Here is a 20,500-nt window from a genome sequence, read left to right as displayed (position 1 = left end):
GCCTTGGCTCTGGGCCGCCGGCATCCGAATTTGAGCTAACGAACTAGCCACACAGGCCACTAGTCCGGCATTTCCACCATCCCGTCCGCATCACTCATCGCGCGCTCCAGCAGATCCGCCGGCAAACTCTTGCTGGCCCGCGCACCCAATAGCTTGAGCTGCTCGCTGCGGCTGACCAGATTGCCGCGGCCTTCGGTCAATTTGTTGCGTGCCGCGCTGTAGGCCTTGTCCAGTTGCTGCAGGCGATTTCCGACTTCGTCCAGGTCCTGAATGAACAACACAAACTTGTCATACAGCCAGCCCGCGCGCTCGGCGATCTCCCGAGCGTTCTGGCTCTGGCGCTCCTGCTTCCACAAGCTGTCGATCACCCGCAAAGTCGCCAGCAAGGTGGTCGGGCTGACGATCACGATGTTACGGTCAAAGGCTTCCTGAAACAGATTCGGCTCCGCTTGCAACGCGGCGGAAAAAGCCGCTTCGATCGGCACAAAAAGCAGCACGAAATCCAGACTATGCAGGCCTTCCAGACGTTTGTAGTCCTTACCGGCCAAACCTTTGACATGGTTTCGCAGGGACAACACATGCTGTTTGAGGGCCGCCTGACTGATTACCTCGTCATCGGCAACCACGTACTGCTGATAAGCAGTGAGACTGACCTTGGAGTCGACCACCACCTGCTTGTCACCCGGTAACATGATCAGCACGTCCGGCTGAAAACGTTCACCATCCGGGCCCTTGAGGCTGACTTGTGTCTGGTACTCGCGGCCTTTCTCCAGACCTGCATGTTCAAGTACCCGCTCGAGAATCAACTCACCCCAGTTGCCTTGGGTTTTCTGGCCCTTGAGGGCGCGAGTGAGGTTGGTCGCCTCGTCGCTCAGGCGCAGGTTCAACTGCTGCAGCCGCTCGAGCTCTTTAGCCAGAGAGAAGCGCTCGCGGGCTTCGGCCTGATAGCTTTCTTCAACACGCTTTTCAAACAACTGAATGCGTTCTTTCAGTGGATCGAGCAACTGACCCAGGCGCTGCTGGCTGGTCTCGGCAAAGCGCTGCTCACGCTCATCGAAGATCTTCCCGGCCAACTCCGCAAACTGCGCACGTAACTCATCCCGCGAACCTTGCAGGTCGCTCAGGCGTTGTTGATGGCTTTCCTGTTGTTCGCGCAGCTCGGCGCTGAGTGACGCGGCCTGGGCATCCAGCCTGCGTAACTCGCTTTCTTTGCTGGCGCGTTCAAGACTCCAGGCGTGAGCGGCATCGCGAGCGTTGTCACGTTCGATCTGCAACAGTTCGATTTCACGGCGAACGGCCGCCAGATCCGCTTGCTTGGTGGCATTGGCCTGGCTCAGGTCGCTGACTTCATCGCGACTGGCATCGAGCTGGGCATTGAGCCCCTCTTGCGCGAGTTGAGCCGTGCTCAGACGCTCCTCGAGCAGCGACAAATCGGATTGCCGGGCACTCAGGCGTTGCTGTAATTGCCAAACCAGCACCAATAACGGCAGTGCAGCACCCGCCAGCCCCAGCAATATGCTGGTCAAGTCCATAGCCATAGCCACTCCTGCCGATTAAATAAAGCACGAAGGTTAACCAAGGCGTCGGGCCAGGGACAGCTCAATCCTGGATCTGACCGAGCTCGCGCATGGCATGTCGATCGCCTGCACGGGCGGCCTGACGCAACAAATCATGACCGATCCGCCGATCCCGGGCATTGCCGCATTCGCGACACATCAATTGCCCCAGACGGCTTTGCGCGGCCACCACCCCCTCACGTGCCGGTTGCTTGAGCAATCGTCCGGCAAAGTGCTTGACGTTAGGGTTATTGCCCAGACGCGGACTGTCGAGCAGCCACATGGCGACACGTAACGAAAAGCGCTTGGGTTCGATAACACCTGAAGGTGTGGAGGTGGCAGAAGGAGATACTGAGCGAAACTTCATAACGTACTGTGGGGCAGATCGGAAGGCGCGCCACTCTACTCTTTTTTTCGTACGGGTAAAGCCGAAAAAATCCTGTACGCCCGTGCTAGAGCAAGCGCTTGGGACAATCCACAGAAGCTGTGGATAACTCAGTGGACAACCGTCCTGCAACTCCCTCAAACCCCCATGGAACGTGGCCCGCAGTCAAACTGACGATTTTTTCACCAGTAAAAAAAAACGATGTTTTTCATTGACTTAAATTTTTGCTACAGGCAGCGATCGCTCAAGAACACGAGGTGACAGCGCGATGACACGCTGCGCAACAAATGTGCACAAGTCCTCTCGAGGCGGTTATATCGGCGCACTTTTTTGGTACACGCTGCGGGAAGAACCCAGTGACAAGCATTCAAATAGGTGCCTTCCAACCGGTACCTGCGGCAGCCACACTGGCCAACTGCCGGTCAGATTGTCTGCTAGCCTTCTCCTGTTCACCCTCTTGCTGCTCGCGGAGTACGGTTGCGGCTTTGGCCGAACAGCAGTTTTTTGCCTAACACACTTCCATTCTTGAATTCAATCCGTTACTATCCGCGGCGTTAGTACCAAGCTGAAAGTCAATTACGGTCGAACAAGTCCCCCGGTACACCTTCCCTAAAGAGAAGCCTCTACCGACAACACGGGATCGACCACCTCGATGGTTTCCAGGTAAAACTTGCGACGACACAGCCTTTGAATCGAATGCAAAGGGTGTTGCGAAGTTCTCATACTCTGACCGAACCAACCTGCAGATTGATCAGGATCTTCACCCTGGGCCCAGAACCTTTGCCCCTGATGTGCTGCCTGCCCTCCTAAGTACCTACCTGCCAGCCCAAGCGCACATAAATCAAAGCGCTTCTAACTGGCTGCTTTGTTCCAGTCGGGTTCTTCGTCAGACCAATGGTGGTCGACGTTACTGGAACGTTTTAACGTTGCACGGTTCTTATCCGTGTCATTTGCAGGAACACCAACATGTCTACTCAAATCCACACTCAGGATGCCATTCGCACCCTCACCAACGCTTTTGCACCAATGAACTGCCTGATCATGGCCGCTCGCAAAGGCTGCTTCAGCTTCACTCTGGTCAACGAACACGGCATCGCCCGTCACAGCGAACGCCTGTACCCCGATCAATACTCCAGCGCCGAGCCGCTGCAGGCTGTGATCGAGCGTACCCGTCAGGCACTGATTGCCTGATACGCCAGACTGCTGAAAATCCAAAACCCTGCCTGACAGCAGGGTTTTTTTATTGCCCAAGGTTTCTATTTCATTCGAATTGGCTTATAGCACCAACGGATCTAACGGTTATAACTCGAAGCCAGAAATATTTTAAAAACAGACCTTTACAGCACGAATATGACACTAGACTTCAACTCAAGCGGCGTGATCCGCTTCCGGCGAGTCTGAACCGATCCACTGCTGCCAAGCCCCTCAGACCTCGCCGCCCAATAACGCGCCTGGAGGGCTTATGGGTATCGCCGCCAGCGAACTATGCCGTTACGTCATTCGCCCGACGCTGATCTACCTCGGGCGCCACAGCCCTACCGCCGAAGCGTTGCTGCTGGGTATCGCTGCCAGCCAATCCGCACTCGGCTCCGCCCTTCACGACCGCCGTGGACATGGCTTGTACCGTATCGCCGAGCCGCGCCATCAGGCGCTCTGGGACCATTACCTGGCCCTGGATCCGGAGCGTGCGAGCCTGGTTCGTGGCCTGGCCAGTCAGCACGCCTTTCTCAGTGGCCCGCACCTCGAACTGACAGTCAACCTGCGTTATGCCACCGCCATTGCCTGGCTGCTGATAGAAGAGCAAAACACGCCCCTGCCCGAAGCAGATGATCTGCTGGGAATGGCCCGGATTTGGCGCCAGACATTTCAGCCTCAAGGCCGCTTAAGGGACTTCACGTGCGCCTGGCAAACCTGTGTATCACCTCTGAATCAACTCGCCTGCTGACCGGGATCCGTGCAAGATTGCGCGAAAATCCCGGATTCTGGTCTGATTGTCCTACAAAACCGCTCTATCTCAAGCGATACCACCTATAGCGCTCGGATGAAAATGTTGGTAATTTTCGCGTCGGTGATCACCAGGAGTTCTAATAATGAAAAAAGTAATACTCAAAACCACGCTTAGCCTTGCCGTTACGTTGGCATCCACCCAGATTTTCGCAGCTGGCTTTGCCGTCAACGAACAAAGCATCAGCGGGATGGGTACTGGGTTCGCCGGACGATCGTCTTCTGCCGATGATGCAAGCACAATTTATGGTAACCCTGCCGGTATGTCGCGCATCAAGCGTGAACAAGTCACCGGTGGCGCTGCCCTGATCGACGCTCACACCGATATCAGCCACGCCAGCTCCAGCCCCAACGGCGGCACCAACAAAGGCGACATGGTGCCACTCATTGCCGTCCCGATGGCCTACTACGTCAAGCCAATCGACGACCAATGGGCGTTCGGTATCGGCATGTACGCGCCATTTGGTCTGGTAACAGATTACGAAAACGGTTTTGCCGGCCGTTATTTCGGCAGCAAAAGCCAAGTCAAGGTTTTGACCCTCCAACCAACCGTCAGCTATGCGTTCAACGATAAGGTTTCCATCGGCTTCGGTCCGACCATCAACCATATCGACGGCACACTGGAATCCAATCTGTCGATCACCCAGGCCGCCCCTGATGGCAGAGTCAAGATCAAGGGTGACGATACCGCGCTGGGCTACAACGTCGGCGTCCTGGTACAAGCTACCGACAGCACCCGCGTAGGCCTGACCTATCACTCGAAAGTGAAGTACAAGCTCAAGGGGGACACCGAGGTGGACTACGGCGTGCTGAACGCTATAGGTCTGAGCGCCAGCCAGAAGTATGACGCCTCGCTGAAAATCGAAACCCCTGAGTCGGTCGATTTATCGCTCACTCACGAGTTGAACGACCGGTGGACCCTCTACGCAGGCAGCACCTGGACCCGCTGGAGCCGCCTGGAAAACATCACGGTCGAGAACAAGGGCGTTCAGCCTGTGCTGGCCAGCCAATTCAGCACCATCACCGAAGAACAGAACTGGCACAACACCTGGGCTCACGCCATCGGTGCTTCGTACAAGCTGAACAAACAATGGGTGCTGCGTACCGGCCTGACGTTTGACCAGGCACCCACCAACAACATCGACCGTTCTCCACGCATCCCGACCGGCGATCGGAAGATCTTCAGCCTCGGCGCCGGCTGGAGCCCGACTGACGATCTGACCATCGACGTAGCGTACTCGTACCTGCACGAAGAGTCGGTCGGTATCAACAACAGCAACGACCGTGGCCAAACCTACAACGCCAAGTATCAAAACTGGGCAAACGGTTTCGGTGCAGGCGCGACCTACCGTTTCTGATTCACAGCGAGCCTGAACGGCTCGCCAGTTGAATTGAAAAGCCCCGCACTCTTGTACAGAGGCGGGGCTTTTTAGTGGCCAGCGATCAGGGATTTGAAGCCACGGCTTTTTCCACCGCCTCAAGTCAGACGGCGAAGTTACTCGCCCCTGAGCACCCCTGACAAGTAGCCTTTAACAAGTACCGATGCCCAATTGCATCAGCGCCAGGCCGCCCTGATGCCAGCCCCACCAGGCCAATGCCAATACCAGCGCGCAGACACTCAAGCCGACGGACCATGGCCAGAAGCTGTTCATACCGCACTTGCCTGCATTTGCAGGCGCGCAACCGGACGTTCGCGCACCGGCCAGTTCAGCGCAGCGGCCATCAGGCTCAAGAGAATCGCAACCTGCCAGATCAAGTCATAGCTACCGGTCCGGTCGTAGACAACCCCGCCCAGCCAACCGCCAAGGAACGAACCCAATTGATGGAACAGGAAAACGATGCCACCGAGCATCGACAGATTTCGCACGCCGAAAAGTGTCGCCACCGTGCCGTTAGTCAGCGGTACGGTCGACAGCCACAAGAAGCCCATGGCCATACCAAACAGATAGGCGCTGATCTGCGTCACCGGTGCCCACAGGAACAGGCCGATCACCACCGCACGCAACAGATACAGCCCGGTCAGCAGGCGCGGCTTTGACATCCGCCCGCCGAGCCAGCCAGCGGTGTAGGTACCGAAGATATTGAACAGCCCGATCAGCGCCAACACTGTGGTTCCGGTGGTGGCGGGCAGATGCTGATCCACCAGATACGCCGGCAAATGCACGCCGATAAACACCACCTGAAAACCACAGACAAAAAAACCGAACGCCAGCAGCCAGAAGCCGGAATGCGAGCAAGCCTCACGCACGGCCTCGGACAAGGTCTGCTCATGCCCGAATACCGGCAACGGGTTGTCCTTGAGCATGCTTACCAACGGCACGATCAACGCCACCAGCAAACCCAGCGCCAACAGCGCCGCCGACCAGCCAAGCCAACCGATCAACCCCAGGGTCCCGGGCAACATGGCGAACTGGCCGAAAGAGCCGGCAGCACTGGCGATCCCCATAGCCATGCTGCGCTTCTCGGGAGGAACAGCACGCCCAACCACCCCCAGAATCACCGAGAACGAGGTGCCCGACAGACCGATACCGATCAACAAACCAGCACTGAGCGATAACGACCAGGCCGAATCGGACAACCCCATGCACACCAATCCGAGGGCATACAACACCCCGCCGAGCAGCACCACTTTCGCCGCGCCGAAACGGTCGGCCAGCGCACCGGTAAAGGGTTGCGCCAGGCCCCAGATCAGGTTCTGCAAGGCAATGGCGAACGCAAACACCTCACGCCCCCAACCAAACTCCGCACTCATCGGTGCCAGAAACAACCCAAAGCCATGTCGCACTCCCAGGGACAACGCGAGAATCAGCGCACTCCCGAGAAGAACCCAACCGCTGGTACGCCACATCGATGTCATTCTTGTTCTCCGGTAGCGGGTATATACCCGCTTATGATCGGACTTATTGCCTTCAGGCAAGCTCGTCCAGCAAGGCCAGCAAGGTTTCCCGCTTTTCTGCACCCAGTTTCTCGATCAAACGCTGCTGCGCCGCTTCCCACGCCGGCAAGGCCGCCGCCAGTCGCTCTAGCCCGGTTTCAGTGAGCAGTACAACACGATTGCGATGATCTTCACCCTCGACCAGCGTAACCAGACCTTCACCCTCCAGCACCCGCAGATTGCGCCCCAGGGTACTGCGGTCCAGGCCCATGGCCTGCGCCAGGGTCGAAATGCTCGGTTGATCCAGACGTTGTAAATTGCACAGTAAAGAATACTGCGCAACGTTGATCCCGAAGCCGTCGAGAGCGCCGTCGTAATACCTGCTGACGCCTCGGGCGGCACGACGCAGGTTGGTGCATAAACATTGGGAAGGAAGCATAGTGCGTGTATATACCCGCGGTTGAGGGAAAGCAAGTTTTGAAGGATCGCTACGGTACGTTCTTCTTCGTTTTGCAAATCATCAGACCAACGCTAATCCGACCAGCACCGCCACTTCCAGCAGCTCCAATAAGGCGCCTGCGGTATCGCCAGTAGTCCCACCCAGCCGCCGCATCATTACTTGTCGCAACCAGAAGAACACCGCTGCCGCCAGCACTGCGGCAAACACACCGTGTAATCCCGCGATCAGCACACAGGCCACCGTGCTCAGCACCAAGACCTGTTTACCGGCCATACGCGGAAGATGATCAGCCAATGCCTGTCCCAGCCCACCGGCTCGCACGTAAGGCGTCGTCAGAAACAACCCCAGCAACGCGCTGCGGCCGATCAAAGGCGCCAGGATCAACGCAATGCTGTGCTGCTGCTCGATCAGCGCCAGCAACGCGGCAAATTTGAGCAGCAGCACCAACACCAGCGTCACGACCGCAATCGGCCCGCTGCGCGGGTCCTTCATGATGGTCAGGGTGCGCTCACGATCACCAAAACCACCCAGCCAGGCATCGGCGCTATCGGCCAGGCCATCCAGATGCAAACCACCGCTGAACAAGACCCAGGCAGTCAGCAACAGCGCAGCGTGCAACAACAAGGGCGCCCCGGCGAGTCCCCAGTTCAACGTCCACAACAATCCGCCGAGCAGCAACCCGATCAGCGGATAAAACAGCAACGAACGGCCCAGTTCCTGCGGCTGCGGCATACCCGGCAGACGTATCGGCAAGCTGCTGAGAAATTGCAGGGCGATCCAGAAAGGCAGCATGTTCAGATTCCTTCGCTCAACCTGAGATTGGCCTCGACCCGCAGTGAAAACAGCGCACCGTGGCCGACTTCAACATTGAGCAATTGCTCGCGGGGCAGACCACGAGCCTGGGCCAACAGCAAACGCATGACCCCGCCATGGCTGATCAGCAACACCCGCTCACCGGCATAGGTTTGGTGCAGCCGCTCGACCGCCGCCAGCACCCGTGCCGAAAACTGCGTCACCGGCTCGCCCCCTGGCGGGGTGAACCCGTAGGGATCCGCCCAGAACAGGCCCAGCGCTTCGGCGTCGGTTTCCATCAACGCCGCTGCGCTCTGCCCTTCCCAGGTACCGAAATGCAGTTCTTGCAGGTCTTTTTCCAGCTGCACCGGCAACCCAAGACGTGCGCCCAGTTCCTCTGCGAAACGTGCGCAACGTTGCAACGGCGAGCTGACCAGTCGATCCCACGGCCCCTTTGCCAGCACCGCGGTGCGCATTTGCTCCCAGCCCTTGGCCGTCAACGCGTCATCCAGACTGCCGCGCAAACCGCCACCGAGTTCAGTTTCGCCGTGGCGCAGCAGGTCCAGTTGCATCATGCCGGGCGATCCGCCACAGCCGCTTCCGCGAAGGTTGCCATTTGGCCATGCAGGTCACAGGCCAGTCGCAACAACGGCACTGCCAACGCGGCACCACTGCCCTCACCCAGGCGTAAGCCAAGCTCTAGCAAAGGCTCGGCCTTCAATGCCTCAAGCACATGACGATGACCCGGCTCGGCACCGCGGTGACCAAACAGCAGCCAGTCGCGACACGCAGGATTCAAGCGCACCGCGACCAACGCCGCGACGCTGCAGATGAAGCCGTCCACCAGCACGGCCACCCCTTCCTGGGCACAGGCCAGATAAGCCCCGACCAGCGCCGCGATTTCAAAACCGCCGAGATTGAACAAGGTCAGCAGCGCATCGCCGCGCTGGGCGGCATGCAATGCCAGCGCGCGCTCGATGACGTGCACTTTATGGCTGACGCCCGCGGCATTCAGGCCAGTGCCAGGCCCAACCAGATGCGCCACCGGACAATCGAGCAACGCGCAGGCCACGGCGCTCGCAGCCGTGGTGTTGCCGATGCCCATCTCACCGCCGATAAACAGCTCGGCACCTGCCGCAATGGCACGGCGCACGCTGTCCCGTCCGGCTTGCAGGGCTAATTCGCCTTGAGCATGCGTCATGGCGGGGCCGTTAACAAAGTTCTGTGTGCCAGCGCCAATGTTCAGATGACGCACGCCCGGCAGATTCAGCGAAGGCGTGACAGTGCCCAGATCGACTACTTCGAGCTGCGCCCCCAGTTGCCGCGCCAACACGCTGATTGCCGCACCGCCGCTGACGAAGTTGTGCAGCATCTGCCCGGTGACTTCCTGAGGGAACGCCGAGACGCCTTCAGCGACTACGCCGTGGTCACCTGCAAAGATCGCAATCCATAACTGATTCAGACTCGGCTTGATACGCCCTTGCAACCCGGCCAACTGCACCGCGATAGACTCAAGCTGGCCCAGGGAACCGGCCGGCTTGGTCAATTGCTGCTGACGGACCGCCGCCTGCTCGTAAGCCAGTGCATCGATCGGTTTGCACGGGTTCAGCCACCAGGAGTTATTCATAACGCAGTTCCTTTCAAAGTCAGGGGCAGGCCGGCGACGGTCAGTACAACACGCTGACAGCGCTCAGCCAGGGCTTGATGCAACCAACCGGCTTCATCGACATAGCGGCGAGTCAATTCGCCCAGCGGCACGACACCCAGACCGGTCTCGTTGCTGACAAAAACAATTTCACCCGGCAAAGACCCCAGGCACTCCAGCAGCGCCTCACGCTCAAGGGCCAGGCGCTCGGGGTTTTCCAGCATCAGCAGGTTGGTCAGCCACAAGGTCAGGCAATCCACCAGCAGGCAACGTTCGGCGCTGGCGGTGTCGCGCAATACGCGGGCCAGCTCCAAGGGTTCTTCGATCAACGACCATTCAACCGGACGACGCTGGCGATGATGGGCAATGCGCTCGTTCATTTCGCCATCCAGCGGCTGGCTGGTCGCTATATAAGTCACGGCCAGACCGCTGTCGCAGGCGAGTTTTTCAGCCAGACGACTTTTACCGGAGCGGGCGCCGCCGAGGATCAGTTGCAGCATGGTCATATCCCTTCAATTTAGCGGTGCGGCCACTGGCCCCATCGCGAGCAAGCTCGCTCCTACAGTGGATTTTCGTTGTGCCGCAATTGCGTGCCCTGCCGGATTAAATGTAGGAGCGAGCTTGCTCGCGATAGGGCCATAACACTCACCCTAAATCCCACAGAGTTCGCGCAAATAGCTCGTATCAAGATGCTTTTCCACCAGATCGGCCAAGCGCTCAATGTCACGCTCGCGCAAGGAGTGGTAGTCCACCTCCTGCACCTCCTGCAAACCCGCCCAGCGCAACAGCGCACTGCAAGCCGCCGACGACTCGAACAGGCCATGCAGATAGGTGCCGAAAATCTGCCCGTCCGTACTTTGCGCGCCATCACTGCGGCCGTCATCCAGATACACGGCAGCCCGCTCCAGCGCGGCACCGGTAGTGACTCCGGCATGAATCTCATAACCGTTGACTGGCGCGTCTTCCAGCGCCAGATGGCCGCGTACGTTGCGCAGTTGCTTCTCTTCTTCAAGGACTGTGGCGAAGGCCAGCAGGCCCAGACCGGCACTGGACCCCGGCGCACCTTCAAGCCCCAGCGGGTCATGCAACTGCTCGCCGAGCATCTGCAAACCGCCGCAGATTCCCAGCAGCTTGCCGCCGTAGCGCAGGTGCCGCGAGATAGCCGTGTCCCAGCCGTTGGCGCGCAAGAACGCGAGGTCGCTGCGTACGCTTTTCGAACCGGGAAGAACAATCAAATCAGCCGGAGGAATCGGCTGGCCCGGACCGACGAATTGCAGATCGACTTGCGGGTGCAGACGCAGCGGATCGAAATCGGTGTGGTTGCTGATGCGCGGCAAGACCGGCACCACCACTTTCAACACCTGCCCGACCTTGTCGGTCTGACGCTGATCGATGCCGTCTTCAGCCTCCAGGTGCAGGTCCATCACGTATGGCAACACGCCAACTACCGGCTTGCCGGTGCGCTCCTGGAGCCAGTCGAGGCCCGGTTGCAGCAAGGCAATGTCGCCACGAAAACGGTTGATGATGAAGCCTTTGACCCGTGCCTGCTCGCTGGCCGACAACAATTCCAAAGTGCCCACCAAATGGGCAAACACTCCACCGCGATTGATGTCAGCGATCAGCAACACCGGGCAGTCCACCGCTTCGGCAAACCCCATGTTGGCGATATCGCCAGCACGCAGATTAATCTCGGCCGGCGAACCCGCGCCCTCGACCATCACCACCGGGTAGGCAGCACTCAAGCGTTGATGGGAAGCCAAAACCGCCTGCATGGCGATGGATTTGTAGTCGTGATAGGCCACGGCGTTCATGCTGGTCACCGCGCGACCATGAATGATCACCTGCGCGCCGGTCTCACTGTTGGGCTTGAGCAGCACCGGGTTCATGTCGGTGTGCGGTTCAAGATTGGCGGCCTGAGCCTGCACCGCTTGTGCACGACCGATCTCGCCGCCATCCGCCGTTACCGCGCTATTGAGCGCCATGTTCTGCGGTTTGAAGGGCACGACGCGGACGCCTTGGCGGGTCAGCCAGCGGCACAGCGCCGTTACCAGCGTACTTTTACCGGCGTCCGAGGTGGTGCCTTGCACCATCAGCGTGGTCATGGTGTTTGTTCCTTGGTGTAGGCCTCTAACGCTTGATTGAGGCGCAGCCAATCGGCTTCATCGGCCGGCAAGCCGAAACGCAGGCTGCTGTTGTGGGTAAACAACCGCAACAGAATGCCGCGTTGAGCCATGAATTCGTGCAGATGTTCAGCGCGCTCAGTGATCAGCCATTGGAACAAGGCGCAGCCGCCCTGTGGCTTGAATCCATGGTGCTCAAGCACTTGCGTCAACCGTTGACTGGCTTCTTCGCTGCGCAGACGTTGCCGGGCATGCCCCACCGTATCGCGCAGGCAAACCTGCCCCAACACCCGTGTCGGCCCACTGACCGCCCAGGGTCCGACCTGTTCGGCGAGCAATTTGAGCAGTTTGCGCTCGGCCAGCACGAAGCCCAGACGTACACCGGCCAAACCGAAAAACTTGCCGAATGATCGCAAAACGATCAACCCGACCTGATTGGCATGAGCGGCCAGACTGAGCTGCGGTGTGTTGTCCATGAACGCTTCATCGACCACCAGCCAGCCGCCGCGTTGCGCCAGTCGAGCATGCCAGTCGAGTAACCGATCCGGGGTCAGGCTCAGGCCGGTGGGGTTATTCGGGTTGACCACCACCAGCACGTCAAGGTGGTCGAGAAAGAAGTCTACTTCCTGCTCCAGCACCTCACGCACGATGTAGCCGCAGCGGCGCCATGCCTCGGCATGCTCGGCGTAACAGGGCGAGAGCACGCCAACCTTGCCGGCACGGCGTAATCGCGGCAGCAACTGGATTGCCGCTTGCGAGCCCGGAACCGGTAGCACTTGAGTCGCGCCGTAGTAATCGCAGGCGGCTTGCTCAAGACCATCATCGGTTTCCGGCAAACGCGCCCAGGCCCGCAGAGGGATTTGCGGTACCGGCCACGGCCAAGGCGCAAGGCCACTGGACAGGTCCAGCCAATCCGCTTCGGCAATACCGTATTGCAGCGCGGCCTTGCGCAACCGTCCGCCGTGGTCAAGCATAGAGCTCAGCTCCCACGCAGAAAATCAGCAACCATAACCACACCCCGCGCTGCACCAGTTGCCAGCCACGGTCGATGGAGTTGGCATCAGCCGGCACGCCCTCACCCAGTTGCGGACGCTGGTGCAGTTCACCGTGGTAGATCGCTGCCCCGCCCAACTCTACGCCCAAGGCCCCCGCGCCCGCTGCCATTACCGGACCTGCGTTCGGGCTGTCCCAGGTGGGTCCCTGAGTCCGCCAGCACTTCAGCGCCAGACGGGTCTTGCCCAAGAGCGCGTAGGTCAGGGCAACCAGGCGAGCAGGAATATAGTTAAGAGCATCGTCGATCTTCGCCGCCGCCCAGCCAAAGCGTTCGAAGCGTTCATTGCGATAGCCCCACATCGCGTCCAGCGTATTACTCAGGCGATACAGCACCACCCCCGGTGCGCCGGCGACGGCAAACCAGAACAACGCAGCGAACACCGCATCGCTACCGTTTTCCAACACCGACTCAGTGGCGGCCCGGGCGACTTCCGTGGAATCAAGCTCACTGGTCTGACGGCTGACCAGATAGCCCACTCGACGTCGTGCTTGCTCCAGATCATCGCTGCGCAGAGCCTGAGCGACCGGCTTGACATGCTCGCCAAGGCTGCGCAAGCCAAGGGCGCAATACAACGCGAGGATCTCGACCAGCCAACCGATATATGGCAGCCAGGCAAAGGCGGTCACCAATAGAGTCAGCGGCAACACCGCCATCACCCAGGCAGTGACGCCGTGACTGCGCCAGCCACGACCGCCGGAGTTGAAACGTTGCTCGATGCGATCGGCAAAACGGCCGAACGCCACCAGCGGATGCCAGCGCCTGGGTTCGCCCAGCAGCGCATCCAGCGCGACCGCGGCGGCACTCAACAACGCCACACTCATTGACTCACTCCCCAATAATTCTCATACAGCAATTCACTCAGCGGGCGCGGCTGCGCCCAGCCTTCAAGCACCAACATGGGGGCCGGATAAAACGCCGTGACCGGACCCAGGCACAATACCGCCAGCGGTTTGGCCCCGGCCGGCAGACCCAGCAAGTCGGCCAGCGCCTGGGGCTCGAACAGCGACACCCAGCCCATCCCCAGGCCTTCGGCGCGGGACGCCAGCCAGAGATTCTGAATAGCGCAGGACAACGACGCCATGTCCATCTCCGGCAAGGTCCGGCGCCCAAAGATATGCCGCTCGCGATCGTCCATCAGCGCGGCGACCAGCACTTCAGCGCAGTCGTTGATGCCTTCGACTTTCAACTTCATGAAGTCGTCGGAACGTTCGCCCAGCGCCTCGGCAGTGCGTACACGTTCTTCTTCGACCAGTTGCTGAATTTTGCCGCGCAACGGGCGGTCGGTGATGCGGATAAACCGCCACGGCTGCATCAGGCCCACGCTTGGAGCTTGATGGGCGGCCTCGAGCAGACGCCTGAGCAGTTCGGGCTCGACGGTGCCGCCAGCAAAGTGACGCATGTCGCGGCGCTCGCCAATCACGCGATAAACAGCCTCACGTTCGGCCGGACTAAAGGCGTTGTCGGTCATGGCCTCTTCGCGAGCAAGCTCGCTCCTACAGGAAGTACACGATCTAGTGTGGGAGCGAGCTTGCTCGCGATAGCGGTTTGCGAGCCAGGCGCAAAAAGTGCGGCCACCGCAGAGGGATTGGAAGGGAAATAGAAGTGCACATAGGAAGCGGTCATTCGACCGTCACGGTAGACCGCTTCGGCGCCACGCCCACCGTTAGGACTCAGGCCCCGGGCTATCGGCTCAAGCGCTGTACTGGTCAGCGAGTGATGATAGGTGTGGCCGCGCAACGAGCCCTCTGGCAGATCAACTGCCTGCAAGGCCAACGCCGCGAGACGCTTTTGCATCACCGCTTCGCCGGCGAGCAACCCCACCAGTTCGGCGCGCTGACCGTCGACATCGGTCAGGGAGTCGAGCAGATACAACATGCCGCCACACTCGGCCAGCAACGGCTTGTCGGCCGCGTGGTGCGCGCGGATCGCAGCCAGCATCGTGGCGTTTTCCGCCAGCGCAACATGATGCAATTCCGGGTAGCCGCCCGGCAGGTACAAGCTGTCAGCCTCGGGCAGTTCGCGATCATGGATCGGCGAAAAGAACAGCAACTCGGCGCCCATCGCCCGTAGCAGGTCCAGGCTCGCCCCGTAGGTGAAAGCAAATGCCTCATCGCGAGCCACGGCAATCCGCACACCGGCCAATAATGGCTCGGCGACGACAACCTCAGGCGCAGCGAACCCGACTGCCGGCGGCAACGCCACTTCACAACTGCTGGCCAAGGCTTCGGCCGCCGCGTCGAGGCGCAGATCCAGATCATTCAGTTCGCTGGCCTGCACCAGGCCCAGGTGGCGGCTCGGCAGTTCGATCCCGGTTTCGCGAGACAGCGCGCCATACCAGCGCAGGCCTTCGGTCAGGCTGCCTTCGAGCAATTGCGCGTGGCGCAACGTGCCAACCCGGTTGGCCAGAACGCCGGCAAACGGCAAGTCCGCCTGATAGCGCGCCAGCCCCAAGGCCAGAGCACCGAACGTCTGGGCCATGGCCGTACCGTCGATCACGGCGAGCACCGGTACGCCGAAGTGCCGCGCCAAATCGGCGCTGGACGGCGTACCGTCGAACAGGCCCATGACGCCTTCGATCAGGATCAGGTCAGCCTCGCCCGCCGCTTCCCACAGCAGTCGACGGCTTTCTTGTTCGCCGACCATCCACATGTCCAATTGATACACCGGCGCGCCGCTGGCGCGCTCGAGAATCATCGGGTCGAGAAAGTCCGGACCGCACTTGAATACCCGGACCTTGCGCCCCTGATTGCGATGCAAGCGGGCCAGCGCGGCGGTCACGGTGGTCTTGCCCTGACCGGAAGCCGGTGCGGCGATCAATACCGCCGGACAATGACGTGCATCACTCATGCTTCAATACTCACAGCTCAATGCCCTTTTGCGCTTTGATCCCGGCCTGGAACGCATGTTTGAGCACGCCCATTTCGGTAACCGTGTCGGCCAGATCAATCATTTCGGGCTTGGCGCCGCGGCCGGTTACCAGCACGTGCTGCATTGGCGGGCGAGCCTGCAAATCGCTGAGAACCAGGTCCAGGTCGAGATAACCGTGCTTGAGGGCGATGTTCAGCTCGTCAAGCACCACCAGGCCAATGGCCGGGTCACGCAGCAGTTCACGGGACACTTCCCAGGCCGCTTCGGCTGCGGCGATGTCACGCTGGCGATCCTGGGTTTCCCAGGTGAAGCCTTCGCCCATGACGTGAAAGCGTACTTGCTCGGGAAAGCGTCGAAAGAACAGCTCCTCCCCGGTGCTGTTGCGACCCTTGATGAACTGCACCACGCCGCATTTCATTCCGTGGCCCATGGCCCGTGCAAGCATGCCAAAGGCAGAACTGCTCTTGCCTTTGCCGTTGCCGGTCAGGACCAACAGCAGCCCGCACTCGTTCGGCGAGTTGGCAATACGCTCGTCGATCACGGCTTTTTTGCGCAACATACGCGCCAGATGGCGTTCGTCACGATCGGGGGATTCAGTCATGGCAGCTCTCCGTTGGAACGATAACGGGGGGGCAGGAATAGAAATAGACGGCATAAGCCTGGCATCGCCCACCGTGATGCCGCTGGATGGATCAGGCCGGTCTCCGGGCTCATGAGGGGCATCGCTGCCGAGCTGCACGCCTTCCCGTATCGACAGTCGACACAGTGGCCAAAAGCGCAGCCTTGACTCATTTACCGTTGCGGGGGCAGCGCCGGGATCGCTGTCCGTTCTGTTAAAGAACGCACACTCACCGGCTTCCCTGTTTCACTCTGTCGACCTTGGGTCACAGAGCACCTGAAACAAGTCGCGAAGGTTAGAGGGTTGGGGGTGGAGCGTCAATTAAACCCGGGGCGTTCGCCCGCGATATTATGTGCCGTCGTTCAATAAACTGACGCCAATCTTGTGCCACACTGAAAGCAGTGATATCAAATAGCCACAACACTAACATCACAAAAATAAAGGTGGGCAACATGCAAGGCATGATCATCAGCAATCCGAAGCTGGAATTCCTGCGCCCAGTGCTGGAGCGCTGGTTTGAATGTATCGATCGCTACATCCAGGTACGCGGTGATAACGAATCCCCTTATTGGTTTGATGAACGCACCAACCTTGGGCTGCTCTCGGCTGCCGCCTGGATGTCGGAAATGGTGACACTGGAACAGACCCCGACGAAAAAACAGCAGGAAGACGGCGACCGCAATGGACGTGCCGACCTCTACATCGCCACCAATGAGGAACGGGTCTACATCCAGGCCACCCAGCGCTGGCCGCGGGTCAATAACCTGAACCTCACTCAAGCGCTGCTCGACGCCGTGAGCGATGCCAGGAAGATCAGCTACGCCAGCGATCTGAAGCTCGGTTGCCTGTTCGTAGCGCCACACAAACCACAACACAGCGCCACCCCAGAAGAACTCCAGGACATGGTCGACGATCTGCAAAAGGAACATACCTGCGCCGTGGCCTGGTACTTCCCTTACCCCTATCACAAGTTGCGCAATGAAGCAGGCAACTATCATCCGGGCGTCGCCGTGCTATTCAAAGAAGCCCGCGGCTGAAACGCTGAACCACCGGGCAGCTTCGCCTCTCTATGGTTACATCGGTGCATTCATAGGGGAACCAGCATACTCAAGCCGCAACTCGCCACTGCCATCGCCATCGCCATCGCCATCGCCATCGCCATCGCCAGCAAGCTGTGCTCCTACAGTTTGCGGCACAACGTCAGGCCATCGCCTAACGGCAACAGTGACAAATCGACACGCAAGTCATCCTTCAAGGCGCGGTTCAATGCCTGGATGGCTCGAGTGTCTTCACTCTCAGGATTCACCTCAAGCACCCGCCCGCTCCACAGCGTGTTATCGAAAATCGCCAGACCGCCACTTCGCAGCAGACGCAAGGCACTCTCCAGATAGGCAGGATAGTTGGCTTTGTCAGCATCGATGAAGATCAAGTCGAAACAGCCACCCTGCCCTTGCTGCTCGATCTGCGCCAGGGTTTCCAGTGCAGGCGCCAGACGCAAATCAATTCGCTGCGCCACACCCGCCTCCTGCCAGTAACGGCGTGCAGTGGCGTTGTAATCACCCGGGATATCGCAGCAAATCAAGGTACCGTCATCCGGCAAGGCTGCGGCCATGCACAAGGCGCTGTAGCCGGTGAAAGTACCGACTTCCAGCAAACGCCTGGCGCCGGTCAGCTTGACCAACAACGCGAGGAACTGACCCTGCTCGGGCGCCACCTGCCAGCGGGCCATGGGCAAGGCCTGGGTTTCGTCACGCAAGCGGCGCAACAACGGCGTTTCGCGCAGGGAAACATCCAGCAGATAGCTGTAGAGGGAATCGTCGAGATTGAGAGTGCGAGCGGTCATGACAACCTCTGCAAAGGTGCGACCTAAGGGTTGCGCGCCAGATGCTCAGGCTGCAATACCCGCTTGGCGCTTAGATAGGCTTTCTGCCAATAGGTTTTGGACAGACTGTCCAGCTTAACCGTTCCGCCAGTGGCCGGCGCGTGAACAAACCGGCCTTCGCCGACATAGATCCCGGCGTGACTGACTTGCGAGCCGCCATTGGTGGCGAAAAATACCAGATCGCCGGTTTGCAGTGCATTCTGGTCGACATCCTGAGCGCGCATGCCGATCATCTCGCGGGTCGAACGCGGCAGAGTGATGCCAGCTGCATCGCGATAGACATAGCCGATCAGGCCACTGCAATCAAAACCCGAATCCGGCGTATTACCCCCCCAACGATAAGGCGTACCCACCAGGCCCAACGCACGGAAAAGCACGTCTTCAGCGGCAGGCGAATAGGTTTGAGGGGAAGCGAAAACAGGAGGCCGAACCACCGGAGCTGGCGGCGGAGTATGGCTGGCGCATGCACTGAGCAGTGCCGCGAAAACGAGAAGGGCGAGGCGGGCCGACGTCGACATATGCAGAACAATCCTGATCTGGATGCGGCTTTCTCTGCCGTGAGGCTGAAAACAAAACCGCGTAAGCAGGGCTTACGCGGTTAGGTTATCAACAATAGGTCAGGATTCTAGCGGCTACGCGTCAAACTTCAAGTAAGACTTTAACTTAACCTTACAAAAAGACTGATTACTTGCGAGCAGTGACCGTGGTCGGGGCCATGGCGAGTGCGCGCTTGGCTTCGATGAAGGTCTTGCTCCAGTAGCTGTCGCCCAGGTTATCGACTCGAACACCACCGCTACGACGGCTGCTGGAGTGGATGAACTGGTCATCACCCAGGTAGATCCCCGCGTGACTGACACGGCCACGGCGACCACTGGTGCTGAAGAACAGCAGATCACCGGGCTTGAGATTGTTGCGAGCGACCAGCGGTGCGTCAACGTTGATCATCTCGCGAGTGGAGCGCGGCAAATTCATGCCCGCCTCTTCACGGAACAGATAACCGATGAAGCCGCTGCAATCGAAGCCAGCCTCGGAGGTGCCACCGAAACGGTAGCGGGTACCGATCAGAGACATACCACGCTCAAGGATGCTGTCGGCCAGAACTGGCAGCTGGTACGGCTTGCTGCCGGCGAAGTCGGCCAGTTCTTTTTCAGTCGCCAGTTCTTCCCGGTAAGCAGCGGAAGACTGGGCAGTAACAGAATTTTTAAACTGTTGTTCTTGCTGTTGCGACACCGGAGAGTGAGCAGCGCAACCAAACAACAGGGTGACGAGTGCGAGAGGCACGAGGGGTGCGAAGCGCTTTAGCATGGGCACGACCGTGGCTGAAGATATAAAGAAGCCGCGACTATGCCTTCTATCATCCTCATTTGCAAATTCAATCGATGTAAATGTGACTTATCGGTTTCTCGTTTACATCTAAGGCCTTAAGCCCGATATAAACGCTCGCGCACCCTGGAAGCATCCCTGGAGCGGGTTTTCTGGCGCCTTGAAAGTGCCAAAAAAGCGCTACAGACTGCGGTTTTACCAGCCCAGGGTTTCTTTAAGGAAGGGAATGGTCAGCTTGCGTTGCGCCTGCAACGAAGCCTGATCGAGACGTTCCAGCAGCTCGAACAACGCACTCATGCTGCGAGTGCCGCGAGTGAGGATAAAGTGCCCGACCTCATCGGTCAGGTGCAGACCACGACGCGAAGCACGCAATTGCAGAGCTCGCAGCTTGTCTTCATCGGACAGTGGACGCATCTGGAAAATCAACGCCAGGGTCAAGCGTGATTTCAAGTCCGCCAGCTTCACCGGCAATTCACGTGGGGAGGTTGAAGCGGCGATCAGCAGACGCCGACCACTGTCACGCAAACGGTTGAACAGATGGAACAACGCCTCTTCCCAGTCCGCTCGCCCCGCTACCGCCTGCAAATCATCCAGACAGACCAGCTCGTATTGCTCAAGGTTGTCGAGAATTTCGATACCGCGATCCAGCAACTCTGCCAGCGGCAAGTACACCGCCGGCTCGCCCATTTGTTCAAAACGCAAGCAAGCGGCTTGCAGCAAGTGCGTACGCCCGACGCCATCCTTGCCCCAGAGATAGATCAGGCTTTCGGTCCAGCCGGCGTCGGCTTCGCAAAGCCGCTCGACATAGCCGAGTGCAGCGGCATTGGCGCCTGGGTAGTAGTTGATAAAGGTGGCGTCATCACGCAGACGCACACCTAGGGGCAGCTGAATCGGTTTCATGCTGACTGAACAGTTCC

Annotated in this window: 23 protein-coding genes and 1 riboswitch; of the genes, 4 read left to right on the top strand and 19 right to left on the bottom strand. The window is 59.3% G+C overall.

The annotated features are described in order from the left end of the window. Nucleotides 1-59: 59 nt before the first annotated feature. Nucleotides 60-1,424 carry a DNA recombination protein RmuC gene (locus AC07VR_RS26195; protein ID WP_494993857.1) on the bottom strand — a complete coding sequence of 455 codons (1,365 nt, stop codon included), beginning with the start codon at nt 1,422-1,424 and terminating at the stop codon, nt 60-62. 175 nt (nt 1,425-1,599) lie between these two features. Further along, entirely contained in the window at nt 1,600-1,923 is a 324-nt protein-coding gene (locus AC07VR_RS26190) for a sel1 repeat family protein (RefSeq protein ID WP_494993725.1), read from the bottom strand. 984 nt (nt 1,924-2,907) lie between these two features. Here AC07VR_RS26190 and AC07VR_RS26185 point away from each other — a divergent pair. The 3 genes from AC07VR_RS26185 to AC07VR_RS26175 all read left to right on the top strand — a co-directional run bounded on the left by AC07VR_RS26185 (nt 2,908) and on the right by AC07VR_RS26175 (nt 5,303). After that, nucleotides 2,908-3,132 carry a hypothetical protein gene (locus AC07VR_RS26185; protein ID WP_019407963.1) on the top strand — a complete coding sequence of 75 codons (225 nt, stop codon included), beginning with the start codon at nt 2,908-2,910 and terminating at the stop codon, nt 3,130-3,132. Nucleotides 3,133-3,403: 271 nt separating this feature from the next. Beyond that, a complete protein-coding gene (locus AC07VR_RS26180; RefSeq protein ID WP_494993724.1) occupies nt 3,404-3,886 on the top strand; it encodes a hypothetical protein in 483 nt (160 codons plus the stop codon). Nucleotides 3,887-4,031: 145 nt separating this feature from the next. Further along, on the top strand, nt 4,032-5,303 hold the full coding sequence (locus tag AC07VR_RS26175) for an OmpP1/FadL family transporter (protein WP_495012989.1): 1,272 nt from the start codon (nt 4,032-4,034) through the stop codon (nt 5,301-5,303). 171 nt (nt 5,304-5,474) lie between these two features. On the opposite strand, the gene AC07VR_RS26170 is transcribed toward AC07VR_RS26175, so the two are convergent. The 13 genes from AC07VR_RS26170 to cobO form a co-directional block, all read right to left on the bottom strand. Next, complete coding sequence (locus AC07VR_RS26170; RefSeq protein ID WP_495012988.1) at nt 5,475-5,597, bottom strand: hypothetical protein; 123 nt, start codon at nt 5,595-5,597, stop codon at nt 5,475-5,477. Beyond that, a complete protein-coding gene (locus AC07VR_RS26165) occupies nt 5,594-6,802 on the bottom strand; it encodes an MFS transporter (RefSeq protein ID WP_495012987.1) in 1,209 nt (402 codons plus the stop codon). The genes AC07VR_RS26170 and AC07VR_RS26165 overlap by 4 nt, the downstream gene beginning before the upstream one ends. A 52-nt stretch (nt 6,803-6,854) precedes the next feature. Beyond that, the gene (locus AC07VR_RS26160; protein ID WP_495012986.1) at nt 6,855-7,259 is read right to left on the bottom strand and encodes a MarR family winged helix-turn-helix transcriptional regulator; all 405 of its coding nucleotides are present in this window, start codon (nt 7,257-7,259) and stop codon (nt 6,855-6,857) included. Between the two features lie 81 nt (nt 7,260-7,340). Further along, the gene (locus tag AC07VR_RS26155) at nt 7,341-8,072 is read right to left on the bottom strand and encodes an adenosylcobinamide-GDP ribazoletransferase (protein ID WP_495012985.1); all 732 of its coding nucleotides are present in this window, start codon (nt 8,070-8,072) and stop codon (nt 7,341-7,343) included. Between the two features lie 2 nt (nt 8,073-8,074). After that, nucleotides 8,075-8,647, bottom strand: a complete 573-nt coding sequence (gene cobC / locus AC07VR_RS26150) for an alpha-ribazole phosphatase family protein (RefSeq protein ID WP_495012984.1) — start codon at nt 8,645-8,647, stop codon at nt 8,075-8,077. Beyond that, complete coding sequence (cobT, locus tag AC07VR_RS26145; protein WP_494993717.1) at nt 8,644-9,699, bottom strand: nicotinate-nucleotide--dimethylbenzimidazole phosphoribosyltransferase; 1,056 nt, start codon at nt 9,697-9,699, stop codon at nt 8,644-8,646. The genes cobC and cobT overlap by 4 nt, the downstream gene beginning before the upstream one ends. Next, the gene (gene cobU, locus AC07VR_RS26140) at nt 9,696-10,217 is read right to left on the bottom strand and encodes a bifunctional adenosylcobinamide kinase/adenosylcobinamide-phosphate guanylyltransferase (protein WP_495012983.1); all 522 of its coding nucleotides are present in this window, start codon (nt 10,215-10,217) and stop codon (nt 9,696-9,698) included. The genes cobT and cobU overlap by 4 nt, the downstream gene beginning before the upstream one ends. Before the next feature lie 150 nt (nt 10,218-10,367). Next, a complete protein-coding gene (locus AC07VR_RS26135; protein WP_495012982.1) occupies nt 10,368-11,819 on the bottom strand; it encodes a cobyric acid synthase in 1,452 nt (483 codons plus the stop codon). Next, entirely contained in the window at nt 11,816-12,811 is a 996-nt protein-coding gene (cobD, locus tag AC07VR_RS26130) for a threonine-phosphate decarboxylase CobD (RefSeq protein WP_494993714.1), read from the bottom strand. Before cobD ends, AC07VR_RS26135 begins: the two co-directional genes overlap by 4 nt. Next, a complete protein-coding gene (cbiB, locus tag AC07VR_RS26125; RefSeq protein ID WP_494993713.1) occupies nt 12,804-13,712 on the bottom strand; it encodes an adenosylcobinamide-phosphate synthase CbiB in 909 nt (302 codons plus the stop codon). The genes cobD and cbiB overlap by 8 nt, the downstream gene beginning before the upstream one ends. Next, a complete protein-coding gene (bluB, locus tag AC07VR_RS26120; protein WP_494993712.1) occupies nt 13,709-14,359 on the bottom strand; it encodes a 5,6-dimethylbenzimidazole synthase in 651 nt (216 codons plus the stop codon). Before bluB ends, cbiB begins: the two co-directional genes overlap by 4 nt. Next, entirely contained in the window at nt 14,356-15,738 is a 1,383-nt protein-coding gene (locus AC07VR_RS26115) for a cobyrinic acid a,c-diamide synthase CobB (RefSeq protein ID WP_494993711.1), read from the bottom strand. The genes bluB and AC07VR_RS26115 overlap by 4 nt, the downstream gene beginning before the upstream one ends. 10 nt (nt 15,739-15,748) lie before the next feature. Then, nucleotides 15,749-16,360, bottom strand: a complete 612-nt coding sequence (cobO, locus tag AC07VR_RS26110) for a cob(I)yrinic acid a,c-diamide adenosyltransferase (RefSeq protein WP_494993710.1) — start codon at nt 16,358-16,360, stop codon at nt 15,749-15,751. 77 nt (nt 16,361-16,437) lie between these two features. After that, nucleotides 16,438-16,673, bottom strand: a riboswitch (cobalamin riboswitch). A gap of 157 nt (nt 16,674-16,830) precedes the next feature. Between cobO and AC07VR_RS26105 the strand changes: the two genes are divergently transcribed. Continuing rightward, complete coding sequence (locus AC07VR_RS26105) at nt 16,831-17,415, top strand: hypothetical protein (RefSeq protein WP_495012981.1); 585 nt, start codon at nt 16,831-16,833, stop codon at nt 17,413-17,415. A 143-nt stretch (nt 17,416-17,558) separates the two neighbouring features. Here AC07VR_RS26105 and AC07VR_RS26100 read toward each other — a convergent pair whose 3' ends face one another. The 4 genes from AC07VR_RS26100 to hda all read right to left on the bottom strand — a co-directional run bounded on the left by AC07VR_RS26100 (nt 17,559) and on the right by hda (nt 20,483). Continuing rightward, on the bottom strand, nt 17,559-18,221 hold the full coding sequence (locus tag AC07VR_RS26100; RefSeq protein ID WP_494993708.1) for a class I SAM-dependent methyltransferase: 663 nt from the start codon (nt 18,219-18,221) through the stop codon (nt 17,559-17,561). Between the two features lie 23 nt (nt 18,222-18,244). Further along, complete coding sequence (locus AC07VR_RS26095; RefSeq protein WP_494993707.1) at nt 18,245-18,778, bottom strand: C40 family peptidase; 534 nt, start codon at nt 18,776-18,778, stop codon at nt 18,245-18,247. Between the two features lie 166 nt (nt 18,779-18,944). Beyond that, nucleotides 18,945-19,565, bottom strand: coding sequence for a C40 family peptidase (locus tag AC07VR_RS26090; protein ID WP_495012980.1), 621 nt, complete (start codon nt 19,563-19,565; stop codon nt 18,945-18,947). Between the two features lie 213 nt (nt 19,566-19,778). Beyond that, the gene (hda, locus tag AC07VR_RS26085; RefSeq protein WP_054049492.1) at nt 19,779-20,483 is read right to left on the bottom strand and encodes a DnaA regulatory inactivator Hda; all 705 of its coding nucleotides are present in this window, start codon (nt 20,481-20,483) and stop codon (nt 19,779-19,781) included. Nucleotides 20,484-20,500: the final 17 nt, after the last annotated feature.

It is taken from the genome of Pseudomonas sp. GW821-FHT02H09, assembly GCF_059421425.1.
This window is presented reverse-complemented; position numbering and strand designations above follow the sequence as displayed.